The organism is Paenibacillus sp. FSL R7-0273, assembly GCF_000758625.1.
Classification (GTDB): domain Bacteria; phylum Bacillota; class Bacilli; order Paenibacillales; family Paenibacillaceae; genus Paenibacillus_AQ.
On sequence record NZ_CP009283.1, the window covers coordinates 3,601,384 to 3,619,426 of the forward strand.

General features: G+C 51.5%; 16 protein-coding genes. 14 read left to right on the forward strand and 2 right to left on the reverse strand.

The window, feature by feature from the left end; genetic code table 11:
* Window positions 1–29 precede the first annotated feature (29 nt).
* Together R70723_RS15510 and bshB2 are read left to right on the forward strand one after the other, a co-directional pair.
* The gene (locus R70723_RS15510) at window positions 30–374 is read left to right on the forward strand and encodes a YojF family protein (protein WP_039873238.1); all 345 of its coding nucleotides are present in this window, start codon (window positions 30–32) and stop codon (window positions 372–374) included.
* A gap of 23 nt (window positions 375–397) precedes the next feature.
* Window positions 398–1,075 carry a bacillithiol biosynthesis deacetylase BshB2 gene (gene bshB2, locus R70723_RS15515; RefSeq protein ID WP_039878822.1) on the forward strand — a complete coding sequence of 226 codons (678 nt, stop codon included), beginning with the start codon at window positions 398–400 and terminating at the stop codon, window positions 1,073–1,075.
* 2 nt (window positions 1,076–1,077) lie between these two features.
* Here the strand turns inward: bshB2 and R70723_RS15520 are convergent, their stop codons facing one another.
* Window positions 1,078–2,409 (reverse strand): uracil/xanthine transporter, encoded by a 1,332-nt coding sequence (locus tag R70723_RS15520; protein ID WP_039873239.1) that lies wholly within the window; start codon window positions 2,407–2,409, stop codon window positions 1,078–1,080.
* A gap of 133 nt (window positions 2,410–2,542) precedes the next feature.
* Between R70723_RS15520 and R70723_RS15525 the strand changes: the two genes are divergently transcribed.
* The gene (locus tag R70723_RS15525; protein WP_039873240.1) at window positions 2,543–3,466 is read left to right on the forward strand and encodes a LysR family transcriptional regulator; all 924 of its coding nucleotides are present in this window, start codon (window positions 2,543–2,545) and stop codon (window positions 3,464–3,466) included.
* Here R70723_RS15525 and R70723_RS15530 read toward each other — a convergent pair.
* Window positions 3,402–4,778 (reverse strand): MFS transporter, encoded by a 1,377-nt coding sequence (locus R70723_RS15530; RefSeq protein WP_039873242.1) that lies wholly within the window; start codon window positions 4,776–4,778, stop codon window positions 3,402–3,404. The genes R70723_RS15525 and R70723_RS15530 overlap by 65 nt on opposite strands.
* A 112-nt stretch (window positions 4,779–4,890) precedes the next feature.
* Here R70723_RS15530 and R70723_RS15535 point away from each other — a divergent pair, with 112 nt between their 5' ends.
* From R70723_RS15535 to R70723_RS15585, 11 genes are all read left to right on the forward strand, one after another.
* The gene (locus R70723_RS15535; RefSeq protein ID WP_039873243.1) at window positions 4,891–5,772 is read left to right on the forward strand and encodes a LysR family transcriptional regulator; all 882 of its coding nucleotides are present in this window, start codon (window positions 4,891–4,893) and stop codon (window positions 5,770–5,772) included.
* A gap of 40 nt (window positions 5,773–5,812) precedes the next feature.
* Entirely contained in the window at window positions 5,813–6,358 is a 546-nt protein-coding gene (locus tag R70723_RS15540; RefSeq protein WP_039873245.1) for a GNAT family N-acetyltransferase, read from the forward strand.
* A gap of 81 nt (window positions 6,359–6,439) precedes the next feature.
* Window positions 6,440–8,695 (forward strand): ATP-binding cassette domain-containing protein, encoded by a 2,256-nt coding sequence (locus R70723_RS15545; RefSeq protein ID WP_039873247.1) that lies wholly within the window; start codon window positions 6,440–6,442, stop codon window positions 8,693–8,695.
* A 445-nt stretch (window positions 8,696–9,140) separates the two neighbouring features.
* On the forward strand, window positions 9,141–10,268 hold the full coding sequence (locus R70723_RS15550; protein ID WP_039873250.1) for an ROK family transcriptional regulator: 1,128 nt from the start codon (window positions 9,141–9,143) through the stop codon (window positions 10,266–10,268).
* A gap of 296 nt (window positions 10,269–10,564) precedes the next feature.
* Window positions 10,565–12,064, forward strand: coding sequence for a sugar ABC transporter ATP-binding protein (locus tag R70723_RS15555; protein WP_039873251.1), 1,500 nt, complete (start codon window positions 10,565–10,567; stop codon window positions 12,062–12,064).
* A gap of 14 nt (window positions 12,065–12,078) precedes the next feature.
* Window positions 12,079–13,104, forward strand: coding sequence for an ABC transporter permease (locus tag R70723_RS15560; protein WP_039873253.1), 1,026 nt, complete (start codon window positions 12,079–12,081; stop codon window positions 13,102–13,104).
* A 51-nt stretch (window positions 13,105–13,155) separates the two neighbouring features.
* On the forward strand, window positions 13,156–14,154 hold the full coding sequence (locus R70723_RS15565) for a sugar ABC transporter substrate-binding protein (RefSeq protein ID WP_039873254.1): 999 nt from the start codon (window positions 13,156–13,158) through the stop codon (window positions 14,152–14,154).
* Window positions 14,155–14,182: 28 nt separating this feature from the next.
* Window positions 14,183–15,223: an NAD(P)-dependent alcohol dehydrogenase gene (locus R70723_RS15570; RefSeq protein WP_039873256.1), complete on the forward strand. Its 1,041-nt coding sequence runs from the start codon at window positions 14,183–14,185 to the stop codon at window positions 15,221–15,223.
* 315 nt (window positions 15,224–15,538) lie between these two features.
* Window positions 15,539–16,282 carry a metal ABC transporter ATP-binding protein gene (locus R70723_RS15575; protein WP_197071811.1) on the forward strand — a complete coding sequence of 248 codons (744 nt, stop codon included), beginning with the start codon at window positions 15,539–15,541 and terminating at the stop codon, window positions 16,280–16,282.
* Window positions 16,275–17,117, forward strand: a complete 843-nt coding sequence (locus R70723_RS15580; protein WP_039873258.1) for a metal ABC transporter permease — start codon at window positions 16,275–16,277, stop codon at window positions 17,115–17,117. The genes R70723_RS15575 and R70723_RS15580 overlap by 8 nt, the downstream gene beginning before the upstream one ends.
* A complete protein-coding gene (locus tag R70723_RS15585) occupies window positions 17,114–18,040 on the forward strand; it encodes a metal ABC transporter substrate-binding protein (protein ID WP_039873260.1) in 927 nt (308 codons plus the stop codon). The genes R70723_RS15580 and R70723_RS15585 overlap by 4 nt, the downstream gene beginning before the upstream one ends.
* The last annotated feature ends 3 nt before the right edge of the window (window positions 18,041–18,043 follow it).

The following is an 18,043-nucleotide window of genomic DNA, read 5'->3' on the forward strand; positions in this document are numbered from 1 at the left end:
CGATTAATTACTAATGAAGGAGTATAACTATGCAGCTGATACAACCACAACATATACAGTCACGGATAAATGAATTATCCGGCCGGGATTTATTTCTTCATCTTGAGCTTACTTCTGGCGCCTATGCCAATCATCTGGACAGCAGCCGCCATCCGGCTTCCGCTTTTATCAGCAATGCTGTTATCCGTTATACTCAGGGTTCCATCTCAGGAACCGGACCGTACCGGGTCGGATTGAAGACGGAGCTAGGCTGGATTTATGCCGAAGGGCTTACCCATATAGATGAGCAGGATACACAGCGCCTTATTCTCGCCGGGCATGACAGCCAGGGCAAGCTGGTGGTCGCACTGCAGCTGAGTCTGGAGGCATTCTGATGAAAATGGAGGAACAGACTATCATGAGTACCAAACAAACGGGGGGTATCCGGCGTATTCTGGCCGTGCTCCCGCATCCGGATGATGAGTCCTTTGTTGCTGCAGGAACGTTGGCCAAATACATAGCCGAAGGCACACAGGTTACCTTTGCCTGCCTGACTCTGGGTGAAATGGGCCGGAATATGGGCATCCCGCCCTTCGCGAACCGGGTTACTCTGCCGGGCATCCGTAAGCTGGAGCTGGAAGCCTCATGCCGGGCGATCGGCATTCAGGATCTTAGAATGCTTGGCTTCCATGACAAGATGATCGAATTTGAGGACCAGGAGCTGCTGGATGGAGCTATTCTGGGACTGCTGCAGGAATTGAAGCCGGAGCTGGTGATCACCTTCTACCCCGGCTACAGCGTGCATCCCGATCATGATGCAACCGGGGCAGCTGTTGTCCGGACCATCGGGCAGCTTCCGGAGGAAGAACGGCCGGTTGTGCTATGCAGCGCATTCTCCAGTAATCATGAGCAGATGATCGGGAGAGCAGATGTAACGGTAGACGTTACCGCGTTCCTGGTTCCTAAGATGGCTTCCATTCAGGCTCACCGTTCTCAATTCCAGGCAGCGGAGCTTGTGGGCAGCCGGGTTCTGACCCAGGAAGAAATCATCAGCCGTTACGGCACTGAGCAGTTTTGGACTTACCGGTTTAGTTAAGCCTATTTGGACAGAGGCAGGCTGGAAGCGGCGGGCTCAAACTGGTTCCATGGAACAAGGTTCTCCATGACTATTGCCATAATGACGCCAACGACCAGACCGTTGGAGGCGACCGGAGTCAGCAGCGGAGGGAAGTCGGCAAAGGCTGCTGCGGGTATGTTCATAATTCCGATTCCGGTCAATACCGGAAGGGCGACCCGGTAGATGGTTTTGGAATTAAGTGAAGTGCGGCCCAGGGTATTCAGTGCCGTGCCGAACATCTGCAGGTAGGCGACGAACAGCACTGCGCTGCCGACAGACATCGGAAGTAGCGCCAGCCAGCTGCTCAAGGCAGGAATGAGGCCGACCAGCATAAGCAGGGCAGCGCCGGTAATCAGAGCTGACCGGCGCAGCACCTTCGTATTCTCCAGAAATCCGATAGAGGAAGCGAATGTGCCGAACGGAATCAGTCCGAAGCAGGCACCGGCAACCGAAAACAGATTGGTGAACAGCAGCGAGCGGATATACTGCTTCTCTGCAGCCTGCTGCTGGTACAGCTTATCTGCGGCCAGCAGGCTGGTTAATGTATTGGTCATGTTGACAAGCCCGGCAAGCAGGCCGACCATGACGATGCCCGGCTCAAAGGCCGGCCTGCCCCAGGGCATCCATTGCCAGACTGCAGTGCTTTCTGCTGAAGCCGTTCCCATGCTTGCGGAGCTGCCGAAACAGATGACGTAGGCAATCCAGCCGGCGATGATGCCTAGTAGCAGGGAGAACTGGCTGAGCTTGCCCTTAGCCTTCAAATGGATAAAGGAAACAAACAGGATGATGACGAGCGACAGTCCGGCAAGCTGCAAATCCCATTTGCCGCCGGCGCTGTAGCCGATCATGCCTTTAAAAAACGTATTGGCCAGCTGAAAGGTAAGCAGCAGCAGATAGATGCCCATTACGACCGGTGTGAACAGGCGCTGCAGCAGCTTCAGGAAGCCGAGTACAGCCAGCAGACTTCCGATCATTCCTGCCAGCAGAAATCCCCCGGTCAGGCTTGCTGCGACAGAAGCCGGATTCATGCCCATTGCAGGTGCAGAGGAGATGATTCCGAGCACCAGCCCCCACCAAATGCCTGCCGGACCGTCCATCAAGGCGTAACGGTGCCCCCACAAGGCTTGAACGATACATAAAAGTCCGGTCAAAATAAAGGAACGCTGCATGGAAGCGGTAATGTCGCCGGCAGTCATTCCCAGCGCATGGCCCACTGACAGAGGGACAAGCACTGTATTGGTGAACAAAAAGAATAGCCACTGCACGCCTGCGGGCAGTAAGCTCAAGTGGTCTTTGTACTTGCTCCATTGCATGATTTCTTTACCAGCTTTCTGCGTAAGGTTACATAAGCATGGTATCATGGAGTGAGCTATATGAATAATATTATAAATGTAGCAAAAGTATATGAAATGCATATACTTTTGCCTATATTAAGGAGTTGAGCCTATGGATATCAGACAGCTGCGGTATTTTATTGCCCTTGCGGAGGAACGGCAGGTCACCTCTGCAGCACTGAAGCTTCATATGTCCCAGCCTCCGCTGAGCCAGCAGCTGAAGCTGATGGAGACGGAGCTTGGCGTGCAGCTGTTTCACCGCAACGGCCGTCAGCTGGAGCTGACAGCTTCCGGCAGGACGCTGTATGAGCATGCCCTGACGATAACCCGGCTGATGGATGAAGCGAAGGCTGAGACCCGTGAAAGCGGGCAGGGAATCCGCGGCAAGCTGTCCATTGGAGTGAATACCTTGTCCGATTCCCGTCTGCCGGGTGCGCTTAGCCTGTTCCGGGAAAAATACCCGAAGGTAACGTTCAAAATCCAGCAAAATGAAACGAATACGCTGATTCAGCTGGTTCGTGACAAAACGCTCGATCTGGCTATTGTCCGTCTGCCGATTGACCTGGAGGATTTTGACTGCCTGATGCTTGGTGATGAGCCCCTCTACTTTGTTACAGGTGATGCCGTTCCAGGTACGATGACCGTTACTGAGGAAAGGGTATCTTATGAATACATTGCCGGGTACCCGCTGCTCCTTCCAAGTACAGAAGGCCTTGGTCTCTATAACCTGATCCTGGAGCATTTCCGGCTCCGGGGGCTGTCCCCGCGCATTATTGGAGAATGCTCAGACATCGGAATGCTTATCGGGCTGGTAGCCACCGGGTTTGGTGCTTCGATTTTGCCGGAAACCTCTTTAAGCAGACATACCGGACGGAGCATCCGCTATTCGCGGATTGATGATCTGCATGCCGTATCCAGCTCAGCCGTAATCTGGCTGAAGCAGCCGTTCCTGGGCAAGGCAGCTGTTAACTTTATCGCAACGCTGCGCGCAGGCGCTTCCGGTTCAGAGCCAGCAGCAGAAGGGAAATGGCTGTAAGTGCAAGAGCCAGCCGCCGCAAGCCGCCGGTACTGAGCTGATCCCCCATAATAACGCCTGTCAGCAGAGAGGAGAGGATGGTCCCGAAATATCTTGATGTATTGAACACACCGGAAGCAACACCGATGATTTCCTTGGGAGAGCTTTGAAACAGGGCGGCCTGCAGGCTGACACCGCTTAGCCCATTGCTTAGACCGAATGCAGCCAGTGCTATACATACGCTGGCAACAGGTGAGCCTGTGTTCATCATTACCAGCCATAGAGAACCGAACGTCAACAGTAGCGCTGACAGCATGAGAGCCGGTCCCGGCCCGGAGCGGTCTACCCAGCGCCCTGCAAAGGGAGCGGCTGCGAGCGAGCACAGGCCCAGACTAAGCATCAGAAGGCCTGTCTGAAAGACACTCACCTCACGTACCGTCTGCAGATACGAGGGCAGGCCGAAGAACAGTGCATAGAACAGCACATTGACCAGCATATACTCTATATTAACCCTGGTCATTGCCGGATATAGGACAAAGGTGCGTATCGGAATGAAAGGTGAAGCCGATCTCAGCTCATGTATTACAAATACGGTAAGCAGTGCGAGTCCGCCCAGCGCCGTAAGGATTTGCCATAACGCGGCGGCTCCGGTTGATTTAAAGGACAGCACACCAAGAAGCAGGGAGGTCAGTCCGGCTGCAAACAATATGATCCCCTTGGCGTCCATGAGCTCCAGCCATTTAGTGAGCGGGATGCCTTTGAGCGCTGACTCATCCGGGTGATCCTCAGGAATATACCTCCAGGCCAGTGCAAAGCCGGCGGCTGTAAAGGGAATATTGACCCAGAAGACTGCTTCCCAATCCCACCACCCGATAATAACGCCCCCGATAAAAGGTCCGAATGCCGCTGCCCCAGATAAAAAGACGGATAATACAGACAGGGCAGCAGCCTGATTCTCCTTAATATGAATCCGTACAATGGCCATTCCAACAGCGATCATCATGCTTGTCCCGATGGACTGGATAATCCGGACAACAATCAGCCAGCCAAACCCCGGCGAGAAGGGAGCAAGCATGGAGGCCGCAAAGGCAACCGCCAGCCCGGCAAGAAAAATGCGCCGCCGGCCGAACAGATCGCTGGCTTTACCCATCACCGGCTGTGCGATACTGCTGGCAATGTAAAAGGCAAAAACAACCCACGATACAGCGGTATAATCAAGCTGGTAAACCACCTGAAGCCTGGCTAATGCAATAGATACCATGGATGAATTCAACGGATTCAGCAGGACCCCCAACCCTACCGCTATTAATAACCACCTGTTACGGTTTTTCATGTCTGCCTCCTCCTTATTATGAAAGTAATGCTATCGTAAAGGAAATCAGATATTTACTCCAATGCATTTTATGTTATGATTTCATTGACTATAAGGAATGAAGGGAGGCGCTATGGAGCTTCTGCAACTGCAATATTTTGTAACGGTAGCCCGGCTGGAGCATGTAACAGAGGCTGCGCAGACTCTGCATGTTACGCAATCCTCATTGAGCAGAACGATTGCCCGGCTGGAGGAGGATCTGGGTGTTCCGCTCTTCGACCGGAACGGCAGACGGCTGAAGCTGAACGATTATGGCAGCAGATTTCTGCTGCGTGCGGAGCGCGCCTTATTTGAGTTAACCCAGGGCAGGCAGGAGCTGCAATACCTTGCGGGCCAGGAGCCCGCTACACTTGAACTCGCAGTAACAGCAGCAAGTGCTCTTCCTCAGATTCTGCGGGCCTTCCGTCAAAAGCGGCCGGACATCCATTTTCATGTACAAATGCTGACAACCAGAGAGATGACTGAGTGCCTGCTGAGGGGAGAAGCAGACTTCTGTCTGTCCTCGCCGTCCTTTGAAGCGGAGGAGATTGAGACGCGGATTGTACATAATGACCCGCTTCTGGTTGCAGTACCGAAAGGGCACCGGCTGGCAGGGCGGTCTGTTATTGGCCTGGCGGAGCTGAAGGATGAATGGTTTGTGGGAGTCAAAAAGGGTTACGGTACCCGTGATCTGGCTGATTCCATATGCCGTTCAGAGGGATTTACACCCCATTATGTGTATGAGGGGGATGAGCCCTCCAGGCTGATCCAGCTGGTGGAAGCTGAAATCGGCATTGCCTTTATTCCCGGAACGGCCAGGGATACACGCGGAGCGGTCAGCTATCTGCAGGTGGATAACAGTAAGCTGGTGCGAGAAATTGCTCTGCTGTGGCATAAGGGACGTTATCTTTCGCCGGCAGCCTGCGATTTCCGTGAGGTTGTAATTGAATATTTTGCCGGATTACAGAAGAAATAAGATCCAATCAAATAGACTATTAAGCAGGGTGGTGCAGGCTGTGGACAATACAGCGGATCAGCGAATTTACGTCCGTTTTCCCCAGGAGGCGGATGCTGCCGTGTTAACTGACATTTATAAGCGTAACCGGGCATTTTTTGAGCAGTATTCACCTAATGCCATAGATGAGTTCTATACAGAGGAATATCAGCGTCAGCTGATTGCAAACAGCAGGTCAGACCGGGAAACAGACCGGAGGTATGATTTTGTGGTATGCCTCCGGAATGACGGCCGGGTTATCGGCAGCGTCGGGCTGTCTTTTGTAGTAAGAGGCGCACTTCAGAGCTGTATGATCGGCTACAGTCTGGATCAGGAGTATAACGGCCGGGGCTACATGACCGAAGCGGTTAAAATAGTCGTGCAATATGCCTTTGAGGAGCTGAAGTTTCACCGGATTACAGGCGAGGCCTCGCCCAAAAACCCCGGTTCAATCCGTGTGCTGGAAAAGGCCGGCTTCCACAAGGAAGGCCTCGCCATCCGCAATGTAAGAATTAACGGCGCGTGGGAGGATCATCAGGTGCTCGCTATTCTGAATCCCGCCGATTAAATCTGACAGGATTTCTGTTGGCCGTAAATGGTACAATAGCTATGTCAGCTTTAACTAACACCAACCGGAGGGATGCTTAACATGAGCGGGTCAAACCAGGAGTACATCGTTATATCAGGTGCGAGGGAAAATAACCTCAAAAATGTTTCATTGCGCATCCCTAAGCGGAAGATTACTATTTTTACAGGTGTCTCCGGCTCAGGCAAGTCCTCGATTGTATTTGATACGATTGCTGCTGAATCCTCGCGGCTGCTGAATGAGAACTTCAGCATGTTCGTGCGCACCTTTCTGCCCAAATTTCCGCAGCCGGATACAGATGCTATCGAGAATCTGAGTATGGCCGTCATTGTTGACCAGAAGCGGCTGGGCGGAGGCTCTCATTCCACGATGGGGACAATTACTGATATATCTCCGATACTGCGTCTGCTGTTCTCGCGGGTGGGACAGCCGCATATCGGAGGGTCGAATATGTTCTCCTTCAATGATCCGCAGGGGATGTGCCCTGAATGCAGCGGCATCGGCCGCCGGCTTGGCGTCGATATGGACAAGGCGCTGGATCTGGGGAAGTCACTTAATGAAGGCGCTATTCTGCTGCCGGATTATTCGGTGGGCGGCTGGGAATGGAATATGATCGTCCAGGCCGGGGATTTCGATCTCGACAAGCGGCTGAGTGACTATTCGGAAGCTGAGCTGGACCAGCTGCTGTATGCCAAAGCCAGAAAGGTTAAGATGGATTTCGCAGGCAAAGCCACGAATATCACCGTTGAAGGCGTTATAGAAAAGTTTGCAGGCAAATACATCAGGCAGGATGTCAAAATGAAATCCGAGCGCACGCAGAAAATGGTAGCCCCGTTCATTACCGAGGGACCGTGTCCAAGCTGCCACGGGGCAAGACTGAGCCAGGCGGCACTGGGCTGCCGGATCAACGGCTACAACATCGCCGAGCTGTCTTCAATGGAGGTTGGCGGGCTGATCCGTACCATCCGGGAGATTAGTGATCCGGCCGCAGCGCCGGCCGTCAAATCGCTGGCCGAGCGGCTGCAGCATCTGGTGGATATCGGGCTTGATTATTTGACGCTGGACCGTGAGACGGATACTCTCTCCGGCGGGGAGTCCCAGCGGGTTAAGATGGTGAAGCACCTAAGCGGAAGCCTTGTGGATGTAACTTATATCTTTGACGAGCCGAGCGTCGGCCTGCATCCCCGTGATGTGCACCGTCTGAACGAGCTGCTGCAGAAGCTGCGCGATAAGGGCAATACGGTAATTGTCGTTGAGCATGATCCCGATGTCATCAAGGTGGCCGATCATATCGTAGATGTCGGACCTCATGCCGGAAGCCGCGGCGGCAGCATTGTCTATGAAGGCAGCTACGAAGGGCTGCTGGAATCAGGCACGTTAACAGGCACGCATCTGAAGCGTCCGCTGCAATTGAAGCAGAAGCACAGGCAGGCTGGCGGTAAATTGCCGGTCAAGGCTGCGTCCTTGCATAATTTGCAGAATGTCTCCGTGGACATTCCGGCAGGGATTCTGACCGTCGTGACCGGGGTAGCCGGTTCAGGCAAAAGTACACTGATTAATGATGTCTTTCTCAGCAGCCATCCGGAGGCCATCGTAATCGACCAGTCAGCGATCGGCGTATCCACCCGCTCAAATCCGGCTACCTACACTGGCATCATGGATGATGTGCGCAAGGCTTTTGCCGCTGCTAACAAGGTCAGCCCCGGCTTATTCAGCTTCAACTCCAAAGGAGCCTGCGAGAACTGCCAGGGGCTTGGTGTGGTCTATGCCGATATGGCTATCCTGGATACGATAAAGCTTCCGTGTGAGGTATGCGGCGGGAGACGCTTCAAGGAGGAGGTGCTTGCTTACAAGCTGAACGGCAAATCGATTGCCGAGGTGCTTGAGATGACTGTGGAGCAGGCACTGGAATTCTTCGAGCTCAAGGAGGTCCGGCGCAAGCTGCAGGCGCTGAGCGATGTCGGACTGTCCTATATTACACTCGGCCAGCCGCTCAGCACCCTGTCAGGCGGGGAATGCCAGCGGATCAAGCTGGCCAGCGAGCTGCACAAGCAGGGCAGCATCTATGTAATGGACGAGCCGACGACCGGGCTGCATATGTCTGACATCGGCCATTTGCTGGAGATTATGGACCGGCTTGTAGACGCAGGCAACACCGTGATTGTCATCGAGCATAATCTGGAGGTCATCAGCCAGGCCGACTGGATCATTGATATGGGACCGGACGGCGGCAGCCGGGGCGGGCAGGTCGTGTTCGAAGGTACGCCTGACCGGATCAGGGAAGCGGCAGAATCTATTACCGGCAAGTACTTGAATTAAGATAGACTGGATAGCCCCACCTGAACCGTCTGTTTCTGTTGGCGGCTCGGGTGGGGCTGTTTTGCGCAGGCGGAGGCATAACATTGTTAATATCTGCTCTGTTCTTGATAGAAATAGCTGAATTTTCGTCATCTAATTTCGGCAAATTCGGGCCGATACACCTATTAGGTGTAAAAAAGACATCTATTTCTGGCCATTTCCGCCTCTGGACCTTATTTGGGTAGAATTAAGTGTCCTTTTTACCACTAACTTCGCAAAAGCGGGGATTATCAGAGAATTAGCTGCCGATGTTCCACTTAATCCGATTGAAGAGGAATTTTCCAATACATATAGTGAAAATATTCACAAAATACTCTCCAGATCATTGCAAATCCGGATGAACATGTATTATGATAATTACAGCACATAACAGAAATACATTTATAAAAGTCGGAGGATTTGTTATATGGCAGCACAACGCTTGAATAGCATGGATGTAAAAAAAATAAACCGGAACGCCATATACCGTTACCTGTATTATAATCCTTCGACCTCCATTCAGGAAATTGCCTCGGCAGTGAACCTGAGTCTTCCGACGGTTACCCAGAATCTCAAAGAGCTGCAGGAGCGTGAGCTGATCATTGAGACTGGGTTGTTTGAATCCACCGGAGGACGGAAGGCAAAGGCCATGGCCTGCAACAGCACGGCTAAATACAGCATCGGGCTGGATGTGACCCGGAACCATGTCGGAATGGTTGCCATTGATCTGAGCGGGAGGATCGTGAGGAATGTCCGTCACCAGTATCCTTTTGCCAATACCGGAACGTACTTTCAGGGAGTGGGCAGGCTGGTGGAGGAATTTGTGGCAGAGTGCGGCATTGAACCCGGCACAATCCTCGGTGTCGGCATTGCCCTTCCGGCCATACTTGAGGCTGGCCGCCAGACGGTCAGCTACGCTACAGTCATAGACTTCAAAGGCGGAAATGTCCGTCAGTTTGCGGAGCATATTCCTTACGAATGCGTATTGAGCAACGATGCCAATGCAGCGGGCTTCGCCGAATTATGGGGAGAGCAGGATCTCAATAATGTCGTCTACCTCTCGCTGAACAACAGTGTCGGCGGCTCGATCATTGTCGATAACCAGATTTATGCCGGCCAGAATCACCGCAGCGGTGAATTCGGGCATATGACGATTGTTCCAGGCGGGCATACCTGCTACTGCGGGCAGAAGGGCTGCGTCGATGCCTATTGCTCGGCCAAAATTCTGTCAGACAGCACACAGGGTAGTATCTCTGAATTTTTCCGGCTGCTGCGCACCGGTCATGAGCCGCAGAAAAAGCTTTGGGAGGAATACCTTGTCTATTTGGTTGTGGCGATCAACAATCTGCGGATGCTCTACGATTGCGATGTCATTCTGGGCGGTTATGCCGGTGCGTACATGGAAGAATACATCGATAGCCTGCAGGAGCTTGTTGCGCTTAAGAACACCTTTGAAGCAGATGGCTCCTACCTGCGGGTCTGCAAATACAAGCTGGAGGCTACAGCGGTAGGCGCTGCACTGGAGCTTGTTGCCGGGTTTATCGACAGCATCTGATATGACGTAAATGAGCATTGTCTATAACACAGGTTATACTGATAGAAGTCCTGACGATAGCGGAAGGGTGCCGGAAGAAAGGTACGGTCCGCTGCGGTTGGGGCTTTTTTGTGTCTATTTTGAAGATGATTTGAATCCGCTTACAAATTATTTTGATATTCTGTTGACTTCAAAGCAATTCTGATTATAATCTTCTTTAGGATGTTTTATAAAAGTGTATTAATAAAGATAGAGGTAAATGAAGACCGTATCTCAACATGCATCTCAACATGTATCTCAACAATGGAGGGAAGGGAATGGAACAAGAGATTAAGCTTAGGGTGTCGCAGATTGAAAAGTCCTTTCCGGGGGTCAAGGCATTAGACAAGATCGATTTTACGGTGAAAAAAGGATCGGTGCATGTGCTCTGCGGCGAGAACGGCGCGGGCAAATCCACCCTGATGAAAATCATCAACGGCATTCACCAGCCGGACGGCGGGCAGATCTTCATAGACGGGCAGCCCGTCAAGATTGGCAATCCCATTCAGGCGCGCAGCCTGGGTATCTCGATGATTTTTCAGGAATTGAATGTTGTGCCTGAAATGACGGTCGAGGAGAATCTGTTTCTGGGAAATCTTCCAGGCAAAAGGTTCGGTAACGTGGACTGGAAGGAGGTCAGACGGCGGACCACGGAGCTGCTGAAGGCGGAGAATTTGCCGTATTCACCCACGACGTTACTCAAGGACCTGACCGTATCGGACATTCAGATGCTGGAGATTATGAAAGCGATCTCGTATAAGTCTGACATCATTATTATGGATGAGCCGACCTCCGCGATTACCCACGAGGAAGTAGAGAAGCTGTTCATCAAGATCAGGGAGCTTAAGGCCCGCGGCGTCTGCATCATTTACATCTCTCACAAGCTGGACGAAATCTTTCAGATTGCTGATGAAATCACGGTATTTCGCGACGGAACCGTTGTCGAGAGCCACCCCAAGGATGAGCTGGACATTGAGACGGTCATTTCGCTCATGGTGGGACGCAAGCTTACGAATACATACCCGAAGGAAGCTGTGGAGATCGGTGATACACTGCTGAAGGTCGAGAAGCTGTGCGGTGCCGGAGGATATAAGGATGTCAGCTTCTATGTGCGAAAAGGGGAAATGGTCGGCTTCGCCGGATTGGTCGGAGCAGGCAGGACCGAGGTTATGCGCTCACTGTTCGGGCTTGATCCAATTCTTTCCGGACAGGTGTACATGAAGGGTCAAAAGATTAATATCCGCAGTGTTGAGCAGAGCATCAGAAACGGCATGGTCATGTTATCCGAGGACAGGCGGCGGTACGGGATCATTCCGATGCGGCCGGTCAGAGAGAATACCACATTATCTTCGCTGCAAAAGGTGTTCTTCCGCTTCCGCTATCAACGAAAGAACGAGCATGCGCTAGTGTCAGAAATGTTCAGCAAAATGCGGGTGAAGACACCGTCCATGGAGACTGTCATTGCATCGCTCAGCGGGGGCAACCAGCAGAAGGTGGTGCTCGCCAAATGGATGCTGCTCAATCCCGACGTACTGATTCTGGATGAACCCACACGCGGCATCGACGTAGGAGCCAAATACGAAATTTACAAGCTGATGACTGAGCTGGTGAAGGAAGGCAAAGTGGTTATCATGGTTTCCTCCGAGCTGCCTGAGTTAATCGGCATGTGCGACCGGATCTACGTAATGGCCAAAGGGACGATAACCGGGGAGCTCAGCAGACAGGAGTTCACCCAGGAGCAGATTATGAAGTATGCCACCGGAACAACTACATCTTAATGAGGTGAAGGAAATTGAAAGAGATCAATTGGAGCCAATTCTGGAGCACCTTTAAAAAAACGTACAGCATTTATCTGGTGCTGCTGGCCTTGTTTATTGTCTGTTCTTTTGCTAATCCGAACTTTTTATCGGTTAATAATCTGACCAATATCTCCACGCAGCTTGCGGTTACAACCATTCTGGCCTTCGGCCAGACGCTGCTGATTATCAGCGGGATGCTTGATTTATCACAGGGCTCCGTACTGGCGCTTTCCGGTGTTTTTGCAGTATCTGCCTATAAAGCTACCGGTTCGTTCACAGTTGCTATCATTACCGGCATAATGACCGGTATCGTCTGCAACATCCTCAATGCCGTTATGGTCAGCACCTTCAAGACACCTCCCTTTATCGCTACGCTTGCTATGCTGACTATGGCCCGCGGGGTAGCACTCCTCTTTACAAAAGGCCAGAACATTCTTCAGCTGGGCGATTTCACTGTACTAGGCCAAGGCTCCATCGGCTTTGTCCCGATTCCCGTTATCTTCCTGATTATCTTCGCGGTTATTACCTGGTATATCCTGCGGCATACCAAATTCGGGCGTTCGCTTTTCGCCGTGGGCGGCAATGAAGAAGCCGCAGTAGCCTCAGGAATTAACGTGCACAAGGTCAAATATACCGCCTTTATCATCAACGGGATTTTTGTAGGCATGGCCGGCATTCTCTTTATGTCCCGGGTCAACGCAGGGCTTCCCAACGGCGCAATCAATTATGAGTTCACAGCGCTGACCGCAGCGATCATCGGGGGCACCAGCTTCTCCGGGGGCATCGGTTCGGCGGGCGGCACACTGGCCGGGGCCTTTATCGTCGGCTTCCTCGATAACATCATGAACCTGACCAATGTTGACTCCTATATGCAGCAGATTATCCGCGGCGCCATCATCGCCCTGGCGGTTATCTATGATATCCATTCCAAAAACCGCAGAACCAAAAGCACACTGGGCCGGATCGAAGATAAGGGCATCCGCAGGAAGGGGAAGGGCATTACAGAAAGCCATAAATGATTACCGGATTAAACAGCGATGCTGTTTAAAATAAATAAAAGGGGAAGACATATGAAAAAAACTCTATTAACTATGGTTTCAATGCTGCTTGTAACGGGAATGCTGGCAGGCTGCGGAAATTCGGATAAGGCAAACTCTGCGAACGGCGGAGAAAAGGCAAACAGCGGTGATAAGGTCTATAAAATTGCTTATATCGCTCGTGCCCAGTCCGATTCGTTCGCTGCCTGGCTGGCCAATGCGGTGAAGGAGGAAGCGAAGAAGTATCCGGACATCAAGCTGGAGATCTTCGACGGCCAGGCTAATGATGACAAGGAAAATTCCATGATCGAGAATGCTATTACCAATAAATTTGACCTGGTTATCGTGCAGCCGAACAACGGTGAAGCACAGCGGCCTTATGTTGAAAAAGTAATCAAAGACGGCAAATTCGCAATCACAAAGAACGCGAGGATTACCGGAATTGAAGGCGCTTCCTCTGTGGACGCCGATCCGTACGAGCAAGCAGGCGTAAATGCCCGCGCCGCACTGGACCAGATCCCGCAAAATGCCAAGGTTGTCGTTCTGAACGGACCCTCCGGCAACTTTCATGCCGACAAGCGCAGAGAGAGCTGGCAGAAGGAGTTTTTTGACAAACGTCCCGATGTACAGATCGTAGGTGAGCAGATAGCCAATTGGAACAAGGACGAAGCGATGAAATATATGGAGGACTGGGTGCAGGCGAACGACAAGATCGATGCGGTAATCTCCATGAACGACAACATGGCGGCAGGCGCGATCGAAGCAGTGAAGGACAATAGCAAATTTGATGGTATGCTGGCCTATGGGGTGGATGGAACCCTCGAGGCTTTCCAGCTGATTAAGGAAGGCAAAATGACCTCGACCTGCCTGCAGAACGCTTTTGAACTGGCCGAGAAGCTGCTGGATACGAGCAGCAAGCTGCTGACCGGAGCGGAAAAGCAGGTGGATACAGATATCGGCAACCCGCTTATTACCAAAGATAACGTAGACGAATATATCGCATTGCTTGAGAAAGCCGAAGCGCTGAAGTAACAGGCTAATTACGGGAGGAGAAACCATAATGAAGAACAGAGCATTTTATATGACCGAACTCAAGAAAATGGAAATGAGAGAAATAGAGCTGCCGGTGCCATCTGATGGCGAGGTTATCGTTAAGCTGGAGTATGTGGGCATTTGCGGCTCGGATGTGCATTATCTGGAGCATGGCCGGATTGGAGATTTTGTGGTCGGGGGGGATTTTATCCTGGGTCATGAATGCGCCGGCAGGGTGGTTGAGCTTGGCTCCGGGGTGAAGCAGCTCAAGGTCGGAGACCGGGTAGCGCTGGAGCCGGGAATTACCTGCGGCCAATGCGAGTTCTGCAAGAGCGGTAAATATAATCTTTGTCCTGATGTCAAATTCCTGGCAACCCCGCCTTACCATGGCTGTCTGATGGATTATATCGCATTCCCGGAAAATATGGCGTTCAAGCTGCCGGACAACGTGTCATCGGAAGAAGGAGCACTGGTTGAACCGCTTTCTGTGGGATTGCATGCTGCGGCGCAAGGCGGCATCCGGCTTGGTGACCGTGTCGTAATTCTGGGCGCAGGCTGTATCGGGCTTGTCACACTGCTGGCCTGCAAAGCCTTTGGGGCTACGGATATCGTCGTGGTGGACATTATAGAGAAGCGGCTGGAAGCGGCTAAGCGCCTGGGTGCCACACAGGTTATCAATGCAAGAGAGGAGGATGTGCTCCAGGTAATCGCTGCACTGACAGATGGAGCAGGTATGGATAAAGTGATCGAAACGGCCGGTAGTGAGCATACGGTAAAACAAACGCCTTATCTGGTTAAACGGGGCGGCAGCATAGTACTTGTAGGTCTTGCGGCCAAGGATATCATAGACTTTGATTTTATGCAGATTATGTTCAAGGAGGCGGATATTAAGTCGGTATTCCGTTACCGCAACCTGTATCCGGCCGCAATCGGGGCGATTTCAGGCGGCAAAATCGATGTCAAAGGCATCGTTACACACGAATTCAGCTTTGAAGAGTCTCAAAAGGCGTTTGATTTTGTCATCGATAACAAGGAAGAGGTTGTTAAGGCAGTCATCAAAATGGGGTAACCCTGCACATCTGACCGTTCCATGATCTGAAGGCTCAGCCGTCCAAATGACGGTCTGGGCTTTTTGTGCTGAGGCAGGATTATGTGCTTGCCCTTTATGGAGATTATTTAGAAAAAAATAAAATAATATTGACATTTTTCTCTGGGTTAAATATATTGTACCTAAGAATAAAAGTTTCATCAGGGAAACAAAAATTGTACTAAGAAAGAAAGTTAACCTTTACAAAAATAGTTGTCCAAGAGAACATACTGGAGCAGGGCTGGTATAAAAATACTTCAAAACAAGCCCTTTGTGGAGACGGGAGACGATAGTGTGATCGAAATCAACAATTTGAACGTGGATTATTTCGGCAATCCGGTGCTGGAGAACATCGATTTGAATATCCCCCTAGGTTATTCTGTCGGCATCATCGGGCCGAACGGCGCTGGTAAATCAACCTTTATCAAGGCGCTGCTGGAGGTCGTCAAAAAACGGAGCGGATCTGTAAACATTAATGGAACGGACATATCCGGCTGGAAGCGGCGAATTGCCTATGTACCCCAAAAGAATGACATTGACCTGTCGTTCCCGATCACGGTACGCAATACGGTTTTGACAGGAACCTACCCTGGACTGAAGCTGTTCCGGCGGCCCGGTAAAAAGGAGCAGGAGACGGCTGAGCGGTGCATGGCTATGGTCGACATCAGTGATCTTGCGAACAGGCAGATCAGCAATTTGTCAGGCGGCCAGCTGCAGCGGGTCTTTATTGCCAGGGCACTCGCCCAGCAGGCGGAGCTCTTTTTTCTGGATGAGCCGTTTGTCGGCATTGATCTGGTCAGTGAGACCATCATCGTCAAGCTGCTGAAGCAGCTGCGTGAAGAGGGAAAGACGGTGCTCGTTGTGCATCATGACCTCCACGAGGTCGAGGACTATTTTGACAAAATTATCATTCTTAATAAGAAGCTCATTGCCTTCGGTGATGTGAAAGATACCTTTACCACTGAAAATATCCGCAGTGCATACGGCTCTTCACTTGGCAATGTGATGATCAGAGGGGCTGGGGGTGGCGCAGATGATTAACGCTTTGTCAGCTTGGCTCGATATTCCGGTCTATGCGCTTAATGCCGGCTTGTCGGCGGTGATTCTGGGCGTTGTGTCGGGGGTGCTGGGCAGCTTTATCGTACTCCGCAAAATGTCGCTGATGGGCGACGCCTTATCACATGCTGTTCTTCCCGGTGTAGCGCTATCGTATATTCTGGGCATCAATATTCTGCTCGGAGCATCGCTGTTCGGACTGCTGGCAGCCATTCTGATTCAATTTATAACCAGCCGCAGCAGCATCAAAAGCGATACCTCCATCGGCATTATTCTCAGCTCCTTTTTTGCACTCGGCATTGTCCTGATTACCTTTGCAAGAAGCGGCCTGGATCTGACTCACATTCTGTTCGGCAATATTCTGGCCGTTCCGCAATCGGAGCTGACCCAATCCTTTATCATCATGCTGGCCGTTATCGCAATTATTACCTTGCTGTACAAGGAGCTGCTGATCAGCTCGTTTGATCCGGTGGTCGCCAAGGCCTATGGTCTGAAAACAGGCTTTTATCATTATCTGCTGATGACGCTGCTCTCTGTCGTTACGGTATCCTCCTTATCTCAGGTCGGTATTGTGCTGGTTATTGCAATGCTGGTCATACCGGCGGCCACCTCGTATTTATGGACGAAGACGCTGTTTCACATGATTCTGCTGGCTTCATCTGCCGGGGCGGTATCCGGGATTGCCGGTGTAATCATCAGCTTCCGATATAACCTGCCGACAAGCGCCACGATTGTTCTGACCGGAATGGCACTGTTCGTGATTTCCTTTATTTTATCGCCTAAAAACAATTTCCTGAGGAAAGGATTGAAGACTCAATGAAAAAAATGCTGCTGCTTCCGCTGTCCCTGCTGCTTCTGCTGCTTGCCGCCTGCTCTAATACTAATAACACCAGCGGAGGTGGGGACGGGGATAAGCTGCAGATTGTAGCGACCTATTCTATCATCGCGGACATGGCAAGGAATATTGCCGGCGATAAAGCCGAGGTATACAGCCTGGTACCCGTAGGAACAGATCCGCATATGTACGATCCGCTGCCTGCTGACACCAGCAAGGTCTCGGGTGCAGATCTGATCTTCTATAACGGCTTGAATCTGGAGACAGGCAAGGGCTGGTTCCAGGATCTGCTCGAGGTAACGGATAAAACAGATGCCGCGTTTGCTCTGACCGATGCTGTGACTCCGATTTATCTGACGGAAAAGGGTAAGGAATCGCAGGTTGACCCGCATGCCTGGCTGAATCTCCAGAACGGCATTCTCTATGCCGATGTCATTACCAAACAGCTGATAGCAGCCGACCCGGATAACGAAGATTACTATCTCAGCAATCAGGAGGCCTACGTTAAAGAGCTGAACGAGCTGGACCAGTATGCAAAGGATGCGGTGCAGCAGATTCCTCAGGATAAACGGATACTGGTGACGAGTGAAGGCGCGTTTAAGTACTTTTCACAGGCCTATGGGCTAGAATCGGCTTTTATCTGGGAGATCAATACCGACAGCCAGGGAACCCCTGAGCAAATGAACCGCATTATCGGAATTATCGAGGATAACAGCATTCCTGCACTGTTCCTGGAGACAAGTGTCAATCCGAAAACAATGGAGACCATTTCTGCCGAAACGGGAGTGCCGGTTCACTCCAAGATCTTTACGGATTCAGTTGCCAAGGAGGGTGAAGAAGGGGATACCTACCTGGGCATGATGAAGTGGAATATCGATAAGGTGGTTGAAGGCTTGTCCGGGCAATAAATG

Bases quoted from the DNA above. Each gene is read 5' to 3' on its own strand.
- R70723_RS15530 (WP_039873242.1), bottom strand. From the start codon at position 4,778: ATGAAAAACCGTAACAGGTGGTTATTAATAGCGGTAGGGTTGGGGGTC.
- R70723_RS15520 (WP_039873239.1), bottom strand. From the start codon at position 2,409: ATGCAATGGAGCAAGTACAAAGACCACTTGAGCTTACTGCCCGCAGGC.
- R70723_RS15555 (WP_039873251.1), top strand. From the start codon at position 10,565: ATGGAACAAGAGATTAAGCTTAGGGTGTCGCAGATTGAAAAGTCCTTT.
- R70723_RS15510 (WP_039873238.1), top strand. From the start codon at position 30: ATGCAGCTGATACAACCACAACATATACAGTCACGGATAAATGAATTA.
- R70723_RS15580 (WP_039873258.1), top strand. From the start codon at position 16,275: ATGATTAACGCTTTGTCAGCTTGGCTCGATATTCCGGTCTATGCGCTT.
- R70723_RS15535 (WP_039873243.1), top strand. From the start codon at position 4,891: ATGGAGCTTCTGCAACTGCAATATTTTGTAACGGTAGCCCGGCTGGAG.
- R70723_RS15525 (WP_039873240.1), top strand. From the start codon at position 2,543: ATGGATATCAGACAGCTGCGGTATTTTATTGCCCTTGCGGAGGAACGG.
- R70723_RS15565 (WP_039873254.1), top strand. From the start codon at position 13,156: ATGAAAAAAACTCTATTAACTATGGTTTCAATGCTGCTTGTAACGGGA.
- R70723_RS15545 (WP_039873247.1), top strand. From the start codon at position 6,440: ATGAGCGGGTCAAACCAGGAGTACATCGTTATATCAGGTGCGAGGGAA.
- R70723_RS15570 (WP_039873256.1), top strand. From the start codon at position 14,183: ATGAAGAACAGAGCATTTTATATGACCGAACTCAAGAAAATGGAAATG.
- bshB2 (WP_039878822.1), top strand. From the start codon at position 398: ATGAGTACCAAACAAACGGGGGGTATCCGGCGTATTCTGGCCGTGCTC.
- R70723_RS15550 (WP_039873250.1), top strand. From the start codon at position 9,141: ATGGCAGCACAACGCTTGAATAGCATGGATGTAAAAAAAATAAACCGG.
- R70723_RS15585 (WP_039873260.1), top strand. From the start codon at position 17,114: ATGAAAAAAATGCTGCTGCTTCCGCTGTCCCTGCTGCTTCTGCTGCTT.